19 protein-coding genes are annotated in these 18,517 nt (G+C 65.8%); 9 read left to right on the top strand and 10 right to left on the bottom strand.

What is annotated here, in order from left to right:
- The first annotated feature begins 106 nt into the window (after positions 1-106).
- The 5 genes from AC1DOP_RS12015 to AC1DOP_RS11995 all read left to right on the top strand — a co-directional run bounded on the left by AC1DOP_RS12015 (position 107) and on the right by AC1DOP_RS11995 (position 3,175).
- Positions 107-649: a gamma carbonic anhydrase family protein gene (locus tag AC1DOP_RS12015; protein ID WP_477251334.1), complete on the top strand. Its 543-nt coding sequence runs from the start codon at positions 107-109 to the stop codon at positions 647-649.
- Between the two features lies 1 nt (position 650).
- Positions 651-1,283 carry a helix-turn-helix transcriptional regulator gene (locus AC1DOP_RS12010; protein WP_442121432.1) on the top strand — a complete coding sequence of 211 codons (633 nt, stop codon included), beginning with the start codon at positions 651-653 and terminating at the stop codon, positions 1,281-1,283.
- Complete coding sequence (locus AC1DOP_RS12005) at positions 1,280-1,840, top strand: HAD family hydrolase (protein WP_477251331.1); 561 nt, start codon at positions 1,280-1,282, stop codon at positions 1,838-1,840. Before AC1DOP_RS12010 ends, AC1DOP_RS12005 begins: the two co-directional genes overlap by 4 nt.
- Positions 1,833-2,351, top strand: a complete 519-nt coding sequence (locus AC1DOP_RS12000) for a YbaK/prolyl-tRNA synthetase associated domain-containing protein (RefSeq protein ID WP_477251329.1) — start codon at positions 1,833-1,835, stop codon at positions 2,349-2,351. The genes AC1DOP_RS12005 and AC1DOP_RS12000 overlap by 8 nt, the downstream gene beginning before the upstream one ends.
- Positions 2,352-2,458: 107 nt before the next feature.
- On the top strand, positions 2,459-3,175 hold the full coding sequence (locus AC1DOP_RS11995) for a hypothetical protein (protein WP_477251327.1): 717 nt from the start codon (positions 2,459-2,461) through the stop codon (positions 3,173-3,175).
- Positions 3,176-3,235: 60 nt separating this feature from the next.
- Here the strand turns inward: AC1DOP_RS11995 and AC1DOP_RS11990 are convergent, their stop codons facing one another.
- The 7 genes from AC1DOP_RS11990 to cyoA are packed head-to-tail and all read right to left on the bottom strand — an operon-like array spanning position 3,236 to position 10,048.
- The gene (locus AC1DOP_RS11990; RefSeq protein ID WP_442121436.1) at positions 3,236-3,796 is read right to left on the bottom strand and encodes a response regulator transcription factor; all 561 of its coding nucleotides are present in this window, start codon (positions 3,794-3,796) and stop codon (positions 3,236-3,238) included.
- Between the two features lie 19 nt (positions 3,797-3,815).
- The gene (locus AC1DOP_RS11985) at positions 3,816-5,123 is read right to left on the bottom strand and encodes an ATP-binding protein (protein WP_477251325.1); all 1,308 of its coding nucleotides are present in this window, start codon (positions 5,121-5,123) and stop codon (positions 3,816-3,818) included.
- Positions 5,107-5,958, bottom strand: coding sequence for an SURF1 family protein (locus AC1DOP_RS11980; protein WP_477251323.1), 852 nt, complete (start codon positions 5,956-5,958; stop codon positions 5,107-5,109). Before AC1DOP_RS11980 ends, AC1DOP_RS11985 begins: the two co-directional genes overlap by 17 nt.
- Positions 5,959-5,965: 7 nt before the next feature.
- Positions 5,966-6,391: a cytochrome o ubiquinol oxidase subunit IV gene (gene cyoD / locus AC1DOP_RS11975; RefSeq protein WP_442121439.1), complete on the bottom strand. Its 426-nt coding sequence runs from the start codon at positions 6,389-6,391 to the stop codon at positions 5,966-5,968.
- A complete protein-coding gene (gene cyoC / locus AC1DOP_RS11970; RefSeq protein ID WP_442121440.1) occupies positions 6,388-7,023 on the bottom strand; it encodes a cytochrome o ubiquinol oxidase subunit III in 636 nt (211 codons plus the stop codon). The genes cyoD and cyoC overlap by 4 nt, the downstream gene beginning before the upstream one ends.
- Complete coding sequence (cyoB, locus tag AC1DOP_RS11965; protein WP_442121441.1) at positions 7,016-9,019, bottom strand: cytochrome o ubiquinol oxidase subunit I; 2,004 nt, start codon at positions 9,017-9,019, stop codon at positions 7,016-7,018. The genes cyoC and cyoB overlap by 8 nt, the downstream gene beginning before the upstream one ends.
- Before the next feature lie 3 nt (positions 9,020-9,022).
- Positions 9,023-10,048: a ubiquinol oxidase subunit II gene (cyoA, locus tag AC1DOP_RS11960; protein ID WP_442121442.1), complete on the bottom strand. Its 1,026-nt coding sequence runs from the start codon at positions 10,046-10,048 to the stop codon at positions 9,023-9,025.
- Between the two features lie 165 nt (positions 10,049-10,213).
- On the opposite strand from cyoA, the gene AC1DOP_RS11955 reads away from it, so the two are divergent.
- Both AC1DOP_RS11955 and AC1DOP_RS11950 read left to right on the top strand, forming a co-directional pair.
- Positions 10,214-11,560 carry an MFS transporter gene (locus AC1DOP_RS11955; protein WP_442121443.1) on the top strand — a complete coding sequence of 449 codons (1,347 nt, stop codon included), beginning with the start codon at positions 10,214-10,216 and terminating at the stop codon, positions 11,558-11,560.
- 162 nt (positions 11,561-11,722) lie between these two features.
- On the top strand, positions 11,723-13,318 hold the full coding sequence (locus AC1DOP_RS11950) for an EAL domain-containing protein (RefSeq protein ID WP_477251320.1): 1,596 nt from the start codon (positions 11,723-11,725) through the stop codon (positions 13,316-13,318).
- A 15-nt stretch (positions 13,319-13,333) separates the two neighbouring features.
- On the opposite strand, the gene AC1DOP_RS11945 is transcribed toward AC1DOP_RS11950, so the two are convergent.
- Together AC1DOP_RS11945 and AC1DOP_RS11940 are read right to left on the bottom strand one after the other, a co-directional pair.
- Complete coding sequence (locus AC1DOP_RS11945) at positions 13,334-14,221, bottom strand: ZIP family metal transporter (RefSeq protein ID WP_477251318.1); 888 nt, start codon at positions 14,219-14,221, stop codon at positions 13,334-13,336.
- Positions 14,222-14,297: 76 nt separating this feature from the next.
- Complete coding sequence (locus AC1DOP_RS11940; RefSeq protein WP_442121446.1) at positions 14,298-14,486, bottom strand: hypothetical protein; 189 nt, start codon at positions 14,484-14,486, stop codon at positions 14,298-14,300.
- Positions 14,487-14,706: 220 nt separating this feature from the next.
- Between AC1DOP_RS11940 and AC1DOP_RS11935 the strand changes: the two genes are divergently transcribed.
- Entirely contained in the window at positions 14,707-15,207 is a 501-nt protein-coding gene (locus AC1DOP_RS11935; protein ID WP_477251315.1) for an arsinothricin resistance N-acetyltransferase ArsN1 family B, read from the top strand.
- 150 nt (positions 15,208-15,357) lie between these two features.
- Positions 15,358-15,936 (top strand): hemerythrin domain-containing protein, encoded by a 579-nt coding sequence (locus AC1DOP_RS11930; RefSeq protein ID WP_442121448.1) that lies wholly within the window; start codon positions 15,358-15,360, stop codon positions 15,934-15,936.
- Between the two features lie 147 nt (positions 15,937-16,083).
- On the opposite strand, the gene AC1DOP_RS11925 is transcribed toward AC1DOP_RS11930, so the two are convergent.
- Entirely contained in the window at positions 16,084-18,468 is a 2,385-nt protein-coding gene (locus tag AC1DOP_RS11925; RefSeq protein ID WP_477251313.1) for a sensor domain-containing protein, read from the bottom strand.
- Positions 18,469-18,517: the final 49 nt, after the last annotated feature.

Below are 18,517 nucleotides of genomic sequence, written 5' to 3'. Positions count from 1 at the left end.
TTGCGAACGGCGGACTCCGGTCTGCCGTTTTTCATTCCGGCTTGCGGTATAAGGCGACATTTGGCAAAATGTCCGGACTTAGACATTTATTCCAGCCAGCCCGGACATGCCACTCTCGAACTACCTCGACGCCTTCCCCGCCCTCGACGAGCGCGCCTACGTCCACCCATCCGCCCAGGTGATCGGCAATGTCCGGCTCGGCGCGGATTCCTCGGTATGGTGCAACACCGTGCTGCGGGGCGACGTCAACGACATCGTGATCGGCCGCTGCAGCAACGTCCAGGACTTCGCGATGGGCCACGTGTCGCACCGGTCGACCATGAAGCCTGACGGCTCGCCGCTCGTCATCGGCGACTACGTCACCGTGGGCCACTCGGTGATCCTGCACGGCTGCCGGATCGGCAACGAATGCCTGATCGGCATGGGCAGCATCGTGATGGACGACGTGGTGGTGCAGGACCATGTGATGATCGGCGCCGGCAGCCTGGTGGCGCCGAACAAAATACTGGAAAGTGGATTCCTGTATATTGGACGACCGGCCGTCAAGGTCCGCGCCCTGACCGAGGCCGAGATCGCCTACCTGCGCTACTCGGCCGAGCATTATGTGCGCGTCAAGGACAACTACCTCAACGGCCCGGACCGTGCCTGAGATGCCCAAGCCATCCGAGACCCAGGCCTCGCTGATCGAACAGGTCCGGCAGATTGCCGCCGGCCTCGCCCAGACCTTCGCGCCCTTCTGCGAGGTGGTCGTGCACGACCTGCGCGATCCCCAGCATGCCGTGCTCGCCATCCACAACAACCTGTCCGGCCGCGCCGCCAGCGACCCCGCCACGGAGCTGGGCCTGGCGCGCATTGCCGACCCGGACTATCCGCAGATCCTGGCGAATTACACCAACCAGTTCGCCGACGGCCGCCCCGCCAAGAGCACCTCGATCGGCATCAGGGACGCCGATGGCCGCTACGTTGCGGCCCTCTGCCTGAACGTCGACCTGACCCTGTTCCGCTCGATGCGGAACGCGCTCGAACAGTTCACCGCCACCGATGCCTCGCCGCTGCAGGAATCCCTCGACCCGGCCAACGCCGAGGCGATCCGGCGCCGCATCGACCAGTACGCGGCCAGCCTGGCATCGTCGCCTCAGCTCCTGAAGGCCGACGAGCGCCGCGCGCTGATGCGCGAGCTGAAGGCCGGCGGCTTCCTCGAGATCCGGCGCGCCATGGAGATCGCCGCTACCCACCTGGGCATCTCGCGCGCCACCGCCTACAACGACATCAGCAGGCAATGATCAAGGCAATCCTGTGGGACAACGACGGCGTCCTGTGCGACACCGAGCGCCTGTTCTTCGAAGCGAACCGCCGCGTCCTCGAGGCCCACGGCCTGGCCCTCACCCACGCGCAATACGTGGCCTGGTACCTCGAACAGAACCACGGCGCCTGGCACGTGCTGCGCGCCCGCGGCTACGACGACAGAAGGATCGCGGAAGTCCGCACCGCCCGCGACGACTGCTACGCGCAACTGCTGTCGGATGCGCCGGGCCTGTGCTTCGAGGGCGTCGAAGCGATGCTGGCGCGCCTGGCGCGGCGCGTACCGATGTGCATCGTGACCGCCTCGTTTGCAGAACACGTCGAACTCGCCCACCGCGCCGGCAAGGCCCTCGACCACATCGGCCACATCGTCGCCCGCGCGGACGGCCAGCGGCCCAAGCCGCATCCGGACGCCTACCTGCATGCGCTGGACAAGCTTGGCCTGGCTCGCATCGCGAACTCGAGGCCGAACTGGCGCGTGAACTCGATGCGCTCCTCCCCTCCGAACCACTCTTTCAAACGGCATCCGCATGACTGAATTATCGACACCGCCCGGCGTCGGCCCCACGCCCGTCTTCCTCAAACTGGTCGCGCTGCTCGACGCCGGCGCGGCCGGCTACCGGGTCATCGAGCACCCGGCCGCCGGCAAGTCCGAAGAAGTCGCCCGCATCCGCGGCACGGAGGTCGGCCAGGGCGCCAAGGCCATGGCCTGCAAGCTGCAGATACCGGATGCGCCGGCGAAGCACGTGCTGGCGGTGCTGGCCGCCGACCGCCAGCTCGACCTGGCCGCCCTCGCCGCGCACTTCGGCGCCAGGCGCGCCAGCCTGATGAGCCCGAGGGAAATCGCCGCCATGACCGGCTGCGTCCTCGGCGCGATTCCGCCCTTCTCCTTCCACTCCGAGCTGCAGCTGGTGGCGGATCCCGATCTGTTCGAACGCTATCGCGAGATCGCCTTCAACGCCGGCCGGCTGGATGCCTCGATGGTCCTCGACGCCGGCGATTACCTGCGCATCGCGCGGCCGGAGCTGGTGCGGATCCGCCAGCTCTGAGCCCGGCAACAAGCGGCCCCACGCGTGGGGGAAGCGGCGTCCGGTGCATTGTCATGCGTACCGACGGGCGATATCGTGCAGCCATCGCAGCTCCCGAATATCGGACAATGAACGAGGACACCATGACCCGCACCGCTTCCCGGATCGCCGCAATGCTTACCGCAGGCGCCTGCCTGCTCTCGATGAACGCCGCCCACGCCCAGCTGTCCGCCCTCGGCGGCCTGGCCGGCAGCATCGGCGGCATGCTGGCCGGCGGCGCGAATCCGCTGGCCGGCGCCGACGCCTACGACGTCGACGGCTTCGTGCGCAAGAGCGCCGAATTGTCGGAGATCGCCGGCCGTTCGGTCACCGCGATCAACGCCGCCTTCGCCAGCGAAGAACAACTGAGCGCCAAGCGCGCCGCCCTGGCCGCGATAGCGCAGCTGGCCGACCCGAAGGAACGCGCGGCCCGCTACAGCGCCCTGTACGATGCGGAAGCCAGCGAGACCAAGCGCCTGATCGATTCCGGCGACATGGAAAAGCGCATGGCCGCGCTGGACGGCGAAAAAAAGAAACTGATCGGCCAGGCCCTGCTGAATTTCGCGATCGGCGCCCTGCAGGCCGCCGACCTGGGCCGCCAGGGCAAGGCGATGGCGTCCCAGGCCGGCATGAACCCGATGGAGCTGGTGCGGATGGCGCCGGTGAAGGATGCGATTCCGATGCTGGCCAAGGTGGCCTTCGACGTGTCCGGCTTCATGGGGACGGTGGTAAAGCTGGCGCGCGGTGCGGATATCGCGGTGCCCAAGGTAGGGGCGGATAGCAAGGCGGTGGTGTTGAACGTCTAGTTCGTCGCGCCGGGCATTGCCCGACCCGACTTCCCGCGAAAGCGGGAACGACGGGACACACTATTTGACCCGCTGCTTCTCCAGCTTCCGCGCCAGCGTCCGCCGGTGCATCCCCAGCCGCCGGGCCGCCTCGGAGATATTGAAATCGGTCTCGGCCAGCACCGCGTGAATGTGCTCCCACTCCAGGGTCTTGATCGAGGTCGAGCGCTTGGTCAGCTCCAGCTCCGTATTCCCGGCCACGTGGCCGAAGGCCGCTTCGATGTCGTCCGTATTGGACGGCTTGGCCAGGTACTGGCTGGCCCCAAGCTTGATCGCCTCGACCGCGGTACCGATGCTGGCGAAGCCGGTCAGGACCACGATCAGCATCTCGTCGTCATGGGCATGCAGCATCTGCACACAGGCCAGGCCGGAGCTGTTGCCCTTCAGCTTCAGGTCAACCACCGCATAGCCGGGGCTGTGCTCCTTCAGCAGCGCCTCGGCCTCCTCCAGGCCCGGCGCGTGCAGCACCCGGTAGCCGCGCCGCTCGAAGGAGCGGCCGAGGGTGCGCGCGAAGGCGTCGTCGTCCTCGATGATCAGCAGCAGGCGGTCTTCGATATCTTCAAGTTCTTCGATACTGGACATGTTCGTGTTCTTGTCGTCTTCACTCGTTGGCGAGGGCGATCGCCTTCAACGGCAGCGTCAGCGTAACCTTGGCCCCGCCCTCCGTCCGGTTGGTCACCGCCACCGTGCCGCCCAGGGTACGCGCCACGTTCACCACCAGGAACAGGCCCAGGCCGCCGCCCGGCCGGCCCTTGGTGGAATGATAGGGCTTGCCGTAGTTGACCAGCATGGCCGGCGTGAAGCCCGGCCCCCGGTCCAGCACCGACAGCACCAGGATGCCGTTCTCGACCTCGGCTTCCAGCTGCACCCAGTCGGGCGAGGCTTCCAGCGCGTTGTCGAGCACATTGTCGATCATCTGCTTGAGGGCTTCGTCGAAGGCCACCGGCAGGTCCTGCTCGATGCGGTTCACGTAGTCGAAGGCGCGTACCGGGCGGCTGTCCTGCCAGTCCTCGACCAGGTCGTCGAGGAAGTCGCGGATCGTGGTGCGGATCGCCGATTCGCCGCGCGCTTCCCCTGCCGACAATAATATCCCGCTGACGATGGATTTGCAGCGCTTGAGCTGGGTTTGCATCTCGTCGATCTCGGCCAGCAGGTCCGGATTCGACTTGAACTCGCGCATGCGCTTCCAGTCGCCGAGGATCACCGACAGGGTCGCCAGCGGGGTGCCGAGTTCGTGGGCCGCGCCCGAGGCCAGCAGACCCATGCGCACGATGTGCTCTTCCTCGGCGGCGCGCTGGTTCAGCGCCGCCAGCTGGGCCGCCTTGCCGCGCAGGGTGTTGCTGATGCGCGAGATGAAGACCACCAGCAGCGCGGCGTTCAGCACGAAGCAGATCAGCATGCCCTGTACGTACAGGCTGGAGATGCCGCGGGCGTGGTCGAAGGGCAGCGCCAGCGGCTTGGCGAAGATGGATAGTCCGGCCAGGCACAGCAACGTGATGCCGACGATGGTCCAGGTCGACCAGGCTTCCAGCAGCACCGCCGACAGGATCACCTGCAGCAGGTACAGGAAGGCGAAGGGATTGGTGGTGCCGCCCGACAGGTAGAGCTGCATGGTCAGGCTGGCGACGTCGACCAGCAGGGCCAGGAACAGCTCGTTGTTGGTGACGGGACGGTGTTCGTGCCAGCGCAGGTGGCTGGCGACGTTGAAGGCGATCAGGCAGGCCAGCACTTCGAGCATCTGCACCAGCGGCAGCTTGACGTCGAAGATCAGGATCGCGCCCGCGATCGTGGTGATCTGGCCGATGACGGCGATCCAGCGCAGCTCGATCAGCTGCAGCATGTTCTTGTGGCCGGCGACGTATTCGACGTCGGCGGCGGTGTTCTTCAGTAGCTCAGTGGTCGTCGTCATCATTCCCGGTCTTGCCCGATCGCGATCCGGCGCCGCGCGTGGTGTACCACCATGCGCCCGCCACCATCAAGGCCAGAGCATACCAAGTGAGGGCATAGACCAGGTGGCTGTTGTGGAAACCGACGACCGTGAGGCCGCCCTGCGGCTGGTCGGGCGAGCCGGGCGGGTTCTGGCCGGCGGCGGCGTCGATGAAGAACGGCGCCGTGAGCGAGCTGGGAAGGCCGCGGGCGGCCGCGATCCGGGCCACGTCGCGCGAGTACCAGCGGTTGGCGGCGGCATCGTTGGAGCGGGTGAAGGCACCGCCCTTCTCGCTGATGCGCAGCAGGCCGACCAGCTGGACCGCGCCGCCGGCATTGGTGGCGCAGGGATAGCCCTCGGATTTGCGCGGCGCGTAGCGGGTGCGCGCGCCGGGTTCGGCGGGAATGAAGCCGCGGTTGACGAGGATGACGTGGCCGTCCGCGGTGCACAGAGGCGTCAGCAGCCAATAGCCGCTGCCCTGCTCGGTGAGCGCCTGGACCGGCGTCGTGTATTCGTAGAGATAGGTGCCGGCGACCTGTACCCGGCGGTATTCGTCGGAGCCGGCGGTGATGCCTTCCCAGCGCGCGCTTGGCGGCGGCGCCACCGGGGCGGCGTGCACGCGTGCGTTCACGCGGGCGATCAGGTCCAGTTTCCATTGCAGGCGGTAGACCTGCCAGGTGCCCAGACCTGCAAACAGCACGATCAGCAGCAGCGCCAGGATTCCCAGGATGATGCGCGGGGCCTTCCGGGCGGTACCGGCCGCCGGAGCGCCAGGCGCCGGATGGCCGGACCCCGCTGACTGATCGTTTACTTGCATCTACTGCTTATTGCATGTCGTGCATGCCGTGCACGGCGGAGCCATCGTTGCCCATGTTCGGCATCATGTTGGCGTTCATGTGGTACATGACCCAGATCGAACCGGTCAGCACGATGAACAGCAGGATGACGGTGAGCAGCATCGCCATCATGTTCCAGCCGCCCTCGGACTTCGAGTTCATGTGCAGGAAGTAGATCATGTGCACGACCAGCTGGACCCCGGCGAAGGCCAGGATCACGGCCTTGGTGGTGCCGGGCGCCAGCTGGTGGGTCATCACCAGCCAGAACGGGATCGCGGTCAGGATCACCGACAGGATGAAACCGATCGAGTAATCCTTCAGGCTGCCGTGGGCTTCCATGTGGTCGTGGTGGTCGATGCCGTGGCCGTGCGCGTGGTCGTCATGGCCGTGAGCGTGGGTGTGGTGATCGCTCATGGCAGAACTCCCATCAGGTAGACAAAGGTGAATACGCCGATCCAGACGACGTCCAGGAAGTGCCAGAACATCGACAGGCAGGCGAGACGGCGGTAGTTGGCACCGGTGATGCCGTGCTTGCCGACCTGGACCATCAGCGTGACCAGCCACACGATACCGAAGGTCACGTGCAGGCCGTGGGTGCCGACCAGCGAGAAGAACGCGGTCAGGAAGCCCGAACGCCACGGGCCGAAGCCCTCGTGGATCAGGTGCGAGAACTCGTACAGTTCCAGGCCCAGGAAGCAGGCGCCCAGCACGCCGGTGATGGCCAGCCAGAGCTGGGTCTTGCCCAGGTCTTTCTTCTGCGCGGCCAGCATCGCGAAGCCGTAGGTGATCGACGAGAACAGCAGGAAGGCCGTGTTGATGGCCACCAGCGGCAGCTCGAAGATCTCGGCGCCCGACGGGCCGCCCGCGTAGTTGCGGCCCAGGACTGCATAGGTCGCGAACAGGCAGGCGAAGATGAGGCAGTCGCTCATCAGGTAGATCCAGAAACCGAGCAGGGTGCCGTTTTCCGGGTGATGCTCGCGCACGTAGTAGCGCGAGCTGATGTCGGCGCCGGTGGCGCTGACGGTGTTGGTATTAATGTCAGACATGGGCTTCCAGCAGTCGGGTATGGGCTTCTTCCGTACGTGCCACTTCTTCCGCGGGGATGTAGTAGTCACGCTTGTAGTTGAACGTGTGGTAGATGGTCACGGCGATCGTCGCAACGAAGGACAGTGCCACCAGCAGCCACATGTGCCAGATGATGCCGAAACCGAGCACGAAGGTGATCATCGGGATCACCGGACCTGCCCAGGTGTTGGCCGGCATGTGGATCGGCACGAAGCCGTTCAGCGGGCGCTTGTAGCCGGCTTTCTTCATGTCGGCCCAGGTGTCGTTGTCATGCACGACCGGGGTGAACGCGAAGTTGTAGGCCGGCGGCGGCGACGAGGTGGCCCATTCCAGGGTACGGCCGTCCCACGGGTCGCCGGTCACGTCGCGCAGCTTCTTGCGGTCGCGGACCGAAACGAAGACTTGCATCAGCAGGCAGGCGATACCGGCGGCGATCATCAGGGTGCCCAGCAGCGAAACCTGGAACAGCCAGTGGATCGACGGATCGTCGAAGTGGCTCACGCGGCGGGTCACGCCCATGAAGCCCAGGATGTACGGCGGGGTGAAGGCGACCCAGAAGCCGATCGACCACAGCCAGAAGGAGCGCACGCCCCAGGTACGGTCCAGCTTGTAGCCGAACATCTTCGGCCACCAGTAGTTCACGCCGGCGAACAGGCCGAACAGCACACCGCCGATGATGACGTTGTGGAAGTGGGCGATCAGGAACAGCGAGTTGTGCAGCACGAAGTCGGCCGGCGGGACCGCCAGCATCACGCCGGTCATGCCGCCGATGGTGAAGGTGATCATGAAGGACACGGTCCACATCATCGGCAGTTCATAGCGGATGCGGCCCTTGTACATGGTGAACAGCCAGTTGAACAGCTTGGCGCCGGTCGGGATCGAGATGATCATCGTGGTGATGCCGAAGAACGAGTTCACGCTCGCGCCCGAGCCCATCGTGAAGAAGTGGTGCAGCCACACGAGGTAGGACAGGACCATGATCACGCAGGTCGCGTACACCATCGAGGTGTAGCCGAACAGGCGCTTGTTGCAGAAGGTCGCGACGACTTCCGAGAAGATGCCGAAGGCCGGCAGGATCAGGATGTACACCTCCGGGTGGCCCCAGATCCAGATCAGGTTCACGTACATCATGGCGTTGCCGCCCAGTTCGTTCGTGAAGAAGTGGGTGTCGAACAGACGGTCCAGGCCCAGCATCGCCAGGGTGGCGGTCAGGATCGGGAAGGCCATCACGATCAGGATGTTGGTGCACAGTGCGGTCCAGGTGAACACCGGCATCTTCATCAGTTCCATGCCGGGGGCGCGCATCTTGACGATGGTGACCACCAGGTTGATACCGGACAGCAGCGTACCCACACCCGCGATCTGCAGGGACCAGATGTAGTAGTCGACCCCGACGTCGGGGCTGGCCAGGATGCCGGACAGCGGCGGATAGGCCAGCCAGCCGGTGCGGGCGAATTCGCCGACGAACAGCGAGGCCATCACCAGCACGGCGCCCATGGTGGTCATCCAGAACGAGAAGTTGTTCAGGAACGGGAAGGCGACGTCGCGCGCGCCGATCTGCAGCGGCACCACGTAGTTCATCAGGCCCGTCACCAGCGGCATCGCCACGAAGAAGATCATGATCACGCCGTGGGCGGTGAAGACCTGGTCGTAGTGGTGCGGCGGCAGGAAGCCGTGCGAATCGCCGAACGAGAACGCCTGCTGGGCGCGCATCATCAGCGCGTCGGCAAAGCCGCGCAGGAACATGATCAGACCGAGGATCATGTACATGATGCCGATCTTCTTGTGGTCGATACTGGTGAACCACTCGCTCCAGAGATAGCCCCACAGCTTGAATTTGGTGATCGCTCCCAGGACGACGATGCCGCCCAGGATCACCGCGATAAAGGTAGCGATCAGGATCGGCTCGTGGTAGGGAATCGCTTCCCAGCTGAGCCGACCGAAGATCAACTTCGCTAAGTCAAATTGCTCGTGCATGATTTACTTCTTCTTCACAGATTCATCGGGCGTGGTGCAGACTTCGCCGTTGTTGGCCTGGGCCAGGCGGGTCGCTGCCGCGTGTTGGGGCATCCGGTTCATCGCCATCTCGCGCGCCTTGCGGGCGTCGTCCATCATCATCTTGTCCATGCAGACGGCGCCGTCGGCGACGCAGCGGTTCAGGATGCGATAGTAGAGGTCGTCATCGACGCCGCCATAGTGGCGGACCGGATCCTTGATGCTCGGCTTCTCCAGCACCAGGTAGTTGGTGCGGTCGAGCTTGGCGGTGCCGGTGCTCTTGACCTGCTGGACCCAGGCGTCGAAATCGGCCTGCGGCACGCCGCGGTAGCCGAACTTCATGTCCGAATAGCCGGCGCCGCTGTAGTTGGACGAGATGCCGACCGACTGCACCGGCTTGTTCTGCACCGCATTCAGCGCGGTCTCCATGCCCGGCATCGCGTAGATCATGCCGGCCAGTTCGGGAACGTAGAACGCATTCATGACCGAGGTCGCGCTGATCTTGAAGCGCACCGGCACGTCGACAGGGACCACCAGTTCGTTCACGGTGGCGATGCCCTGCTCCGGATAGATGAACAGCCACTTCCAGTCCATGGCGACGGCCTGCACCACGAGCGGCTTGGCGGTTGCGGGGATCGGGCGGCCTTCGGCAAGGCGGTCGAGCGGACGGTAGGGGTCGAGCTTGTGGGTGTAGATCCAGGTCACCAGGCCCAGCACGATGATGATCAGGAGCGGTGCGCCCCAGATCACCAGTTCGAGCTTGGTCGAGTGGTCCCAGTCCGGCAGGTACTCGGCTTCGGTATTGCTGGCGCGGTATTTACGGGCGAACCAGACAACGAGGATCAGCACCGGTACGATAATCAACAACATCAGGACCACCGAGACGATGATCAGATGCGCCTGCTGCTTTGCTATGTCACCGGACGGGTTCATCACCACCGTATTGCAGCCGGCAAGGGCCGCCAGCAGTGGTGTGAGAAGCAATCCGCGACTTACGGTCTTAGGAATCATGCTTGTGTTTTACGTTACATGGGAAAGATAACATGCTAATGTAACGCCAACGGTGCACGTTTGGCGATTGGACGTTTTGTCCCACCCTTCGCGCTTTTGTTGTCGACGTTTCATCCTGAAGGGGCCCAGGCCCAAAAGTGTCATCGAGACCAAAGGAGACGAAATATGCAGCAGAACACCACGACGTACGGCGACGCAGCCGCCGCTCCGATCACCGCGCCAAACAGCGGTGCCCGTAACATCAATTCCCGCGATACGGCCATCGCCCCGGGTGACATCGCCGTCGGCGTGGTCATCGGGCGAGCCTCGGAATACTTCGACTTCTTCGTCTACGCGATCGCTTCCGCGCTCGTATTCCCGGCGGTGTTCTTCCCGTTTGCCGACCGCCTCGAGGGAACCCTGTACTCCTTCGCCATCTTCGCCCTTGCGTATATTGCGAGGCCGATCGGCACCGTCATCTTCATGGCCATCCAGCGCCACTTCAGCCGCGAAATCAAACTGACCATCGCCCTGTTCATGCTCGGTACGGCCACCGTCGCCGTCTCCGCCCTGCCGACCTACTCGCGCTGGGGCGAATGGGCCATCATTTCGCTCGCCATCCTGCGCCTGGGCCAGGGTTTCGCGCTCGGCGGGACCTGGGACGGCCTGCCTTCGCTGCTCGCGCTGAACGCTCCTGAACACAAGCGTGGATGGTACGCGATGTTGGGACAACTTGGCGCACCGGTCGGATTCATCATCGCAGCCGGCATATTTTCCTACCTGATGGCCGAGCTGTCGCAGGACGATTTCCTGGTCTGGGGCTGGCGCTTTCCCTTCTATGTAGCCTTCGCGATCAACGTGGTCGCGCTGTTCGCCCGCCTGCGCCTGGTCTCGACCCCGGACTACACCCACCTGCTGGACGAGCACCAGCTGGACCCGGTGCCGGTGCGCGAAGTGGTCGGCAAGCAGGGCGGCACCATCGTGCTGGGCGCCCTCGCCGCCCTGGCCAGCTATGCGCTGTTCCATGTGGTGACCGTGTTCCCGCTGTCCTGGCTCCAGCTCTACGACACCCGCTCGATGGCGGAATTCCTGCAGATCCAGATGTGGGGCGGCGGACTGGCCATCGTCGGCGTGCTGGCCTCGGGCCTGATCGCCGATAAATTCGGGCGCCGCAATACCCTGGGCACCCTGGCCGCGCTGATCGCCCTGTTCGCCGGTTTCGTGCCGACCCTGATGGACGGCGGCGTGGCCGGCCAGAACACCTTCATCCTGATCGGTTTCCTGCTGCTGGGCATGTCCTACGGCCAGGCCGCCGGCGCCGTCACCTCCAACTTCCTGGCCGAGTACCGCTACACCGGCGCCGCCCTGACCTCCGACCTCGCCTGGCTGGTGGGCGCCGCCTTCGCGCCGCTGGTCGCACTGGGCCTGGCCGCCAACTACGGCCTCGGCTTCGTCAGCCTCTACCTGCTGTCGGGCGCGGTCGCATCGCTGGCGGCGCTGAGCGTGAACCGCGCGCTGGAGATCCGGAACTGAAGCTAGAGTAAACAGCAGCAGAGCTTCTGCCCCGGCGCCGACCGGGGCATTTTTTTGCGCGCTGCGGATTTTCTCTCCCCGCTATAATCGGACGGTACGGGCCTCTCCAGCCCGGCAGCGCCGGTACCGGTGCCAGCGCCGCACCCCGGGGAGGGGATGATCATGCGCAGACGGTTCACGTTCGCTCTCACGCTGCTGCTGGCGCTGGCGGTGATGTTCCTGCCGCCCTGGCTGGCCCTGCAGGAGGCGCAGCGCCAGGCCTTCGATGCCGAATCCTCCCTCACCCTCGCCTACGCCCACGACGTCCTGCACCGCACCGACGAGACCGCGCGCCAGGCGCTGGCCGCCATCAAGGTGCTGGTCAACTCCGGCCTCGATCCCTGCTCCAGCGGCGCACGCGCCCTGATGCGCGAGATCGACCTGACCTCGACCTACCTGCAGGCGATCGGCTACGTGCGCAACGGCGAGCTGGCCTGCTCGTCCATGACCGGGCCGCCGGTCCCGCTCGGCCCCGTGGCCTTCCAGACCTCCACCGGGTTCGACCTCTATCTCGACATCCCGATCCGCACCACCTACGGCCACCCGCTGATGGCGATTTCGCGCGACCACTACGCCGCCCTCATCCACCGCGACCTGCCGCTCGACATCTGGACCAACACGCCCGGGGTGTCGCTGGCCTCGGTTCACCTCGAACGCCGCCGCGCCAGCCTGCAGCACGGCTACATCGATCCGGCCTGGATCGACCGTCTCGGCAACAACGGCAGCGTGACCTTCAACGACGGCCACCACCTCGTGACCATCGCCCGCTCGCACAGCTTCCTCACCGCCGCCATCGTCGCCATCCCCATCGCCAACATGCAGGCCCGCTACGCCGAGATCGCCGGGCGCCTGGTGCCGGCCGGCGTGTTCGTCGGCCTGGCCGGCGCCGCCGCGGTGCTGCTGCTGGCGCGCCAGCAGATGTCGCTGATCGCCGCCCTCCGCACCGGCCTGCGGCGCGGCCAGTTCTATATGGAGTACCAGCCGCTGATCGAATTGCGCAGCGGCGCCTGCGTGGGCGTCGAGGCGCTGCTGCGCTGGCGCGACGGCGCCGGCGAGCTGGTGCCGCCCGAGGTCTTCATCCCGGTGGCCGAATCGGCGGGCGTGATCGGCAAGCTGACCGAGCGCGTGCTGGAACTGGTCTGCCACGACGCCGGGCAGTTCCTGGCCGGCCATCCGGGCTTCCACGTGGCGATCAACCTGTCGCCGGCGGATCTGCAGTCGACCGTCATCGTCGGCCTGCTGGACAAGCTGATGTCGCGCTGCGGCGCCGGGCCGAGCAACCTGATCGTCGAGATCACCGAACGCGGATTCGTGCACCGGGATTCGGCGCGCGAAGTGATCGCCGCCCTGCACGCGCGCGGAATCGAGGTGGCGATCGACGATTTCGGCACCGGCTATTCGAGCCTGTCCTACCTGGAGTCGCTCGACCTCGACTTCCTGAAGATCGACCGCTCCTTCATCGAATCGATCGGCACCGCGGCGCCGACCAGCCAGGTGGTCAGCCACATCATCGGGATGGCGCACAACCTTGAGCTGAGGATGATCGCCGAAGGGGTCGAGAACCACGAGCAGGCCACCTTCCTGCGCGTGCGCGGCGTGAACTTCGCGCAGGGCTGGCTGTTCGGCCGGCCCGGCAGCTTCGAGCATGCGGCCGACCTGCACCGCGCGGCGCTGGCGGCGCGGCAGTTGCGAACCTTGCCGCAGCCGGACGACGCCTGAGCCGAGTCCTTGCGCTCAGCCCAGCGCCGTATCCAGCACCGTCATCAGGATGAAGCCGAGGATCAGCGCCACGCTGGCCCAGGTGCCGTGGCCGTTCCGGTGCGACTCCGGCACCACGTCGTTGGCGATCACGAACAGCATCGCGCCGGCCGCCGCCGCCAGGGCGAAGGGCAGCAGCCCGGCCGCGACGCCGATCAGGGCCACGCCGGCCACCGCCGCCACCGGCTCGATCAGGCCGGAGGCCACGCCCAGCGCGGTGGAAAGCCCGCGGCCGTAGCCGACGGTGCGCAGGGCCAGTGCCACCACCAGGCCTTCGGGCACGTCCTGGATCGAGATGCCGGTGGCGAGCGAATTCGCCTTGCCGATGTCGACGCCGCCATAGGCCACGCCGATCGCCAGCCCTTCCGGCATATTGTGCAGGGCCACCGCCCAGACGAAGAGCCAGGCGCGCTTGAGGGAGTGGGCGCTGCGGTCGCCGGCCGGCTGCAGGATGTTGTCGGTGGTGATCACGCGGTCCAGCACCAGCAGCAGGCCGGCGCCCATCAGCACGCCGGCGCCGACGCTCAGGCTGGCGCCCCAGTTGCCGGCGCCGCCGGCCTTGGCCGCGGCCAGTGCCGGGATCATCAGGGAAAACGAGGTGGCGCCGAGCATCACGCCGGCGCCGAAACCGAGGAAGCAGTCGTAGGTCCGCTTCGAAAAATTCTGCGACAGCAGCACCGGCAGGGTGCCGAGCGCGGTCGCGGCAGCCGCCGTTCCGCCGCCGATCAACGCCGCCCGCAGGTTCGGGGTGGACTCGAGCATCTGCCGCAACAGGTTCGAGAACAGCAGCACGCAGCCCAGGCTGCAGATCAGGAAGCCAAGCGCTTTGCGCGGCTTCAGGGCGCGTACGACATGCGTATTCATGGAGGTCCTTGATACCGCAAGACGACGCACGGTGCCAGCCGTGCGGCGCCGGATTCCCCTTGGGAGCCGGGAAGACTTACTTGCCCTTCACCGTCTTGCCGTCGGCCAGGGTCTGCTTGCCCATGCCCAGTTCGGCGCCGGTCGGCGGATCGATGGCCGGATCCGACCTGGTGCGCTCGGTCATCGCCTTGAGGATGTCGATGTCCTTGGCCGACAGCTTGACCTCGGCCTCGCCGCTGCAGCCGTCCGATTGGGTTGGTGGCATGATCCATGATCGCAGGCTTGCAGTAACCGGGAATCGGCGTGTCCGCCGTGCTTGTGTAGGACTCGGAGCGACAAGCTGTTGATGTAATCCAATAGCAATGTAATAATTCAATTTATCCAGGCAATAGTTTAGATCTATCGCCGCGATCGCTTTCTTTGCTAGGACTCCTTGGCACCCTATAGAAAAACCCAATCCGCTTCATAGGCTTCGACTATCCACCATGCATACGACAAGCACCCTGCGCGACGCCCTCCCCGCCGATGCCGCCGCCATCGCGGCCATCTACAACCATTACGTCGAAACCACCGTCATTTCGATGGAGAACGATCCGATCGACACGGCCGAGATGGCGCGCCGCATCGCCGCGATCCAGGACGCCGCCCTCCCCTGGATCGTGCTGGTCGAAGACGGCCGCGTGTGCGCCTACGCCTACGCGAGCATGTGGCGGGCCCGGCCCGGCTACCGGCACGCGGTGGAGTCCAGCGTGTATGTCGATCCCGAGCTGCGCGGGCGCGGCCACGGCCGGGCCCTCTACCGCGCCCTGCTGGCGCGCCTGCAGGGACGCTTCCACACCGTCATCGGCGGCATCGCCCTGCCGAACGCCGCCAGCATCGCCCTGCACGAGCGCATGGGTTTCCGCCAGGTCGCCTGCTTCCATGAAGTCGGCCACAAGTTCGGGGCCTGGGTCGACGTCGGCTACTGGCAGTTGAGCCTGCAGTAATATTGCAGCGCCGAGTGACGGCCTGGACGGGCCGGAACCTGCGCCCTGCGCTGACATCCGCCCGCGTCGCGCTCCTACGCGGCAGCCATGGCGCGCACTCTAAGATTCATCCATCCGACGACAAATCGCATCTCAATCGAGGAGAAGATGATGTTTTCTCTGAACAAACTCAGCCCTTCCATCACCGACATGATCCGTTTCGATCACTCGCACGTGATGGTGACCTTCCACCAGTACACCAGGGACAAGCGCCCGAGCGTCAAGAAGGCGCTGGCCGAAACCATCTGCGACGCCCTTGAGATCCACGCCACCCTGGAAGAGGAAATCTTCTACCCGGTGATGCGCGCGCGCGCCGCCGACCAGAAAGTCATGGAAAAGAGCGAGCCGGAGCATATGGAAATGCGCCGCATCATCGATGAGCTGCGCCGCACCGATCCGCGCGACACCCGCCACGACGAGCTGCTGTTCGAGCTGATGCGCGACGTCCAGCACCACGTGGCCGACGAGGAAACCGTGCTGCTGCCGGAAGCCGAACAGACCCTCAGCAAGGAACGCCTGTCGGAACTGGGCAGCGAGATGACCAAGCGGCGCCTGCAGCTGGTCACGCCGAAGGCCGGCAGGATCGCCAGGAACACCGCGGTCGGCTTCTCCGGCAGCACCGCCGCCATCGTCATGGGCGTGGCCGGAGCCCTGTTCGCGGCCCGCGCCATCACCCGCAAGCCGGCCTGAGGGCAGGCCAGGTACACCGCCCCACCTGGCGGACTCTCCGTTTTTCGCAGCGGCAACGCCGTTGCGCTCCCCCGGCAGCGGCCTGACCGCTGCTGCCAAGCCCGCCGCCCGTCAACGCGGCGGGCGCCCGCTCCCCTCGAATTCCCATCACGCGTGCAAGCGAACGCCGCGGCTCAGCATGTCCGCCAGCGCCGCCTGCGACAGCGCCGGGCTGAAATAGAAGCCCTGCATCTGGTCGCAATCGTGGTCGCGCAGGAAGGCCAGCTGTTCGCGGGTCTCGACGCCTTCGGCGATCACCTTCAGTTGTAGGCTGTGGCCCAGCGCGATGATGGCGCGCGTGATCACGCCGTGGCCGTCGTCGATGCCGCCGCCGAGGAAGGAGCGGTCGATCTTGATGTGGTCGACGGGGAAGGCCTGCAGCTGGCTCAGGCTCGAATAGCCGGTGCCGAAATCGTCGATCGACAGCCGCACGCCGAGCGCCTTCAGCCGCGCCAGCACTTCCTTCGCCTCGTCGGGACGGTCCATCAGCAGGCTTTCCGTCACCTCCAGCTCCAGGCAGGACGGCGACACCTGGTGCCGCTCCAGGCTTTCCATCACGCGCTCGATGAACTGGCGGTGGCGCAGCTGGCGCAGCGACAGGTTCACGGAGATGACGAAATCGTGTTCGCCCAGGTCGCCGATGGCCCGCAGCGCGCCGCAGGCTTCCTCGATCACCCATTCGCCCAGCGGCACGATCAGCCCGGTCTGCTCGGCCACGGGGATGAAGCTGTCCGGTCCGATCAGCCCGCGCTCCGGATGGTTCCAGCGCAACAGCGCCTCGGCGCCCACCATGCGGCCGCTGCGCAGGTCGACCTTGGGCTGGTAGCCCAGCACCATTTCGTGGTTGCCGATCGCGCGGCCCAGGCTGGCCTCCAGCAGCAGGTGCTGGTGCACCAGGCGGTTCAATTCGGCCGAATAAAACTGGCAGTTGTTCTTGCCCAGGCTCTTGGCGTGGTACATGGCGGCGTCGGCGGCGCGCATCACCTTGTCGACCGTGCTGCCGTCGCGCGGGAACAGGGCCACGCCGATGCTGGTGCTGGGCACGATCTCCTTGCCGCCCACCAGCACCGGGCTGCCGACGCTGCGGCGGATCCGCTCCACCAGGTCGGCCACCTGCTCCGCGCCGCCCTGGTCGTTGATCACGAGGACGAACTCGTCGCCGCCGACCCGCGCCACCGTGTCCTCCTCGCGCATATTGGCGCGCAGGCGCCCGGCGGTCTCGATCAGGACGGCGTCGCCGATGTCGTGGCCGAGGTTGTCGTTGATGTACTTGAAGTTGTCGAGGTCGAGAAAGGCCAGCGCGCCGACCATGCGGTTGCGCGCGGCGAACTGGATCGCCAGCTTCAGCCGCTCCTGCAGCAGGGTTCGGTTGGCCAGGCCGGTCAGCGGATCGTGGTGGGCCAGGTGGTGCAGGCGGCGTTCGTAGTGGCGCGCCTCGGTGATGTCGTTGATGACGGCGACGAAGTGGGTGACCTCGCCGTCGGCATTGCGCACCGGGTCGATGCGCAGCTCGTTCCAGAACAGCTGGCCGTTCTTCCTGGCGTTGCGCAGCACCGCGTGCACACTTTCGCGACGCTGCAGGGCTTCGTGGATGCGCCGGTGCTCGTCGACGTCGCAGCCCTCGATGCGCATGAAGCGCGGATCGCGGCCCTTGATCTCGCCCAGCGTATAGCCGGTAACGCGCTCGAAGGCCGGGTTGACGTACTCGATGCGGTTCTCGCTGCCTTCGCAGCAAGTGATGCAGATGGCGTTCACGCTGGCGTAGATGGCGCGCTCGCGCACCTTCAGCACGTGCTCGGCGCGCTTGCGCGCGGTGATGTCCAGGCCGGTGCCAAACACGCAGGGCAGGCTGCCCAGGCTGGTACGGCAGCACTGGAACAGGAAACTGGTACGCTTGCCGTGCTTGCCGATCAGTTCCGCCTCATGCCAGGAACTCCCGGCGTCGAAGGCGTCCAGGATCTTCTGCACGATCTCGGCGCGGCAGGCCGGCTCGAAAAAGTACTTGACCTCGACCGTCGGCAGCTCCTCGCTCTCCATTTCCAGGGCCTGCTCGAGCTGGTGGTTCCACAGCAGCAGGCGACCGCTCTGGTCGATCACGTAGAACACACAGGGCAGGCCTTCGATGATGTCGTTGACCGGCAGGTCCTGGATCAGGGAGTAGCGCGACGGCGCGGTGGCGCCGCGCGGCACCACGATGATGCTGTAGCTGCCCGGTTGTTCGGGATCGAGGGATTGCGGCGCCACCGTCACGCGCACCGGCAGGCGGCGGCCGTCGGCGCAGACGAGATTGCCGACACTGTCGATATCGACGCGGGCCTGGACCGACAATGCGTGGCCGCCGGCATCGTCGAACTCGATCAGCTGGTCGAGGGTACGGCCATGCATCTCCACGGCCGAATAACCGGCCAGCTTTTCGCAAGCCCGGTTCCAGCTCATGATCGTGCCGTGTACATCGGCGACGAAGACGGCAAGCGGCAATGGTGAGAGGTTCAATATGTCCTCCTGGAACAGCCAGGCTGGAATCATCATACGCCGCCGCAGC

The sequence above is a fragment of the Massilia sp. 01N410 genome (assembly GCF_056399665.1).
This window is presented reverse-complemented; position numbering and strand designations above follow the sequence as displayed.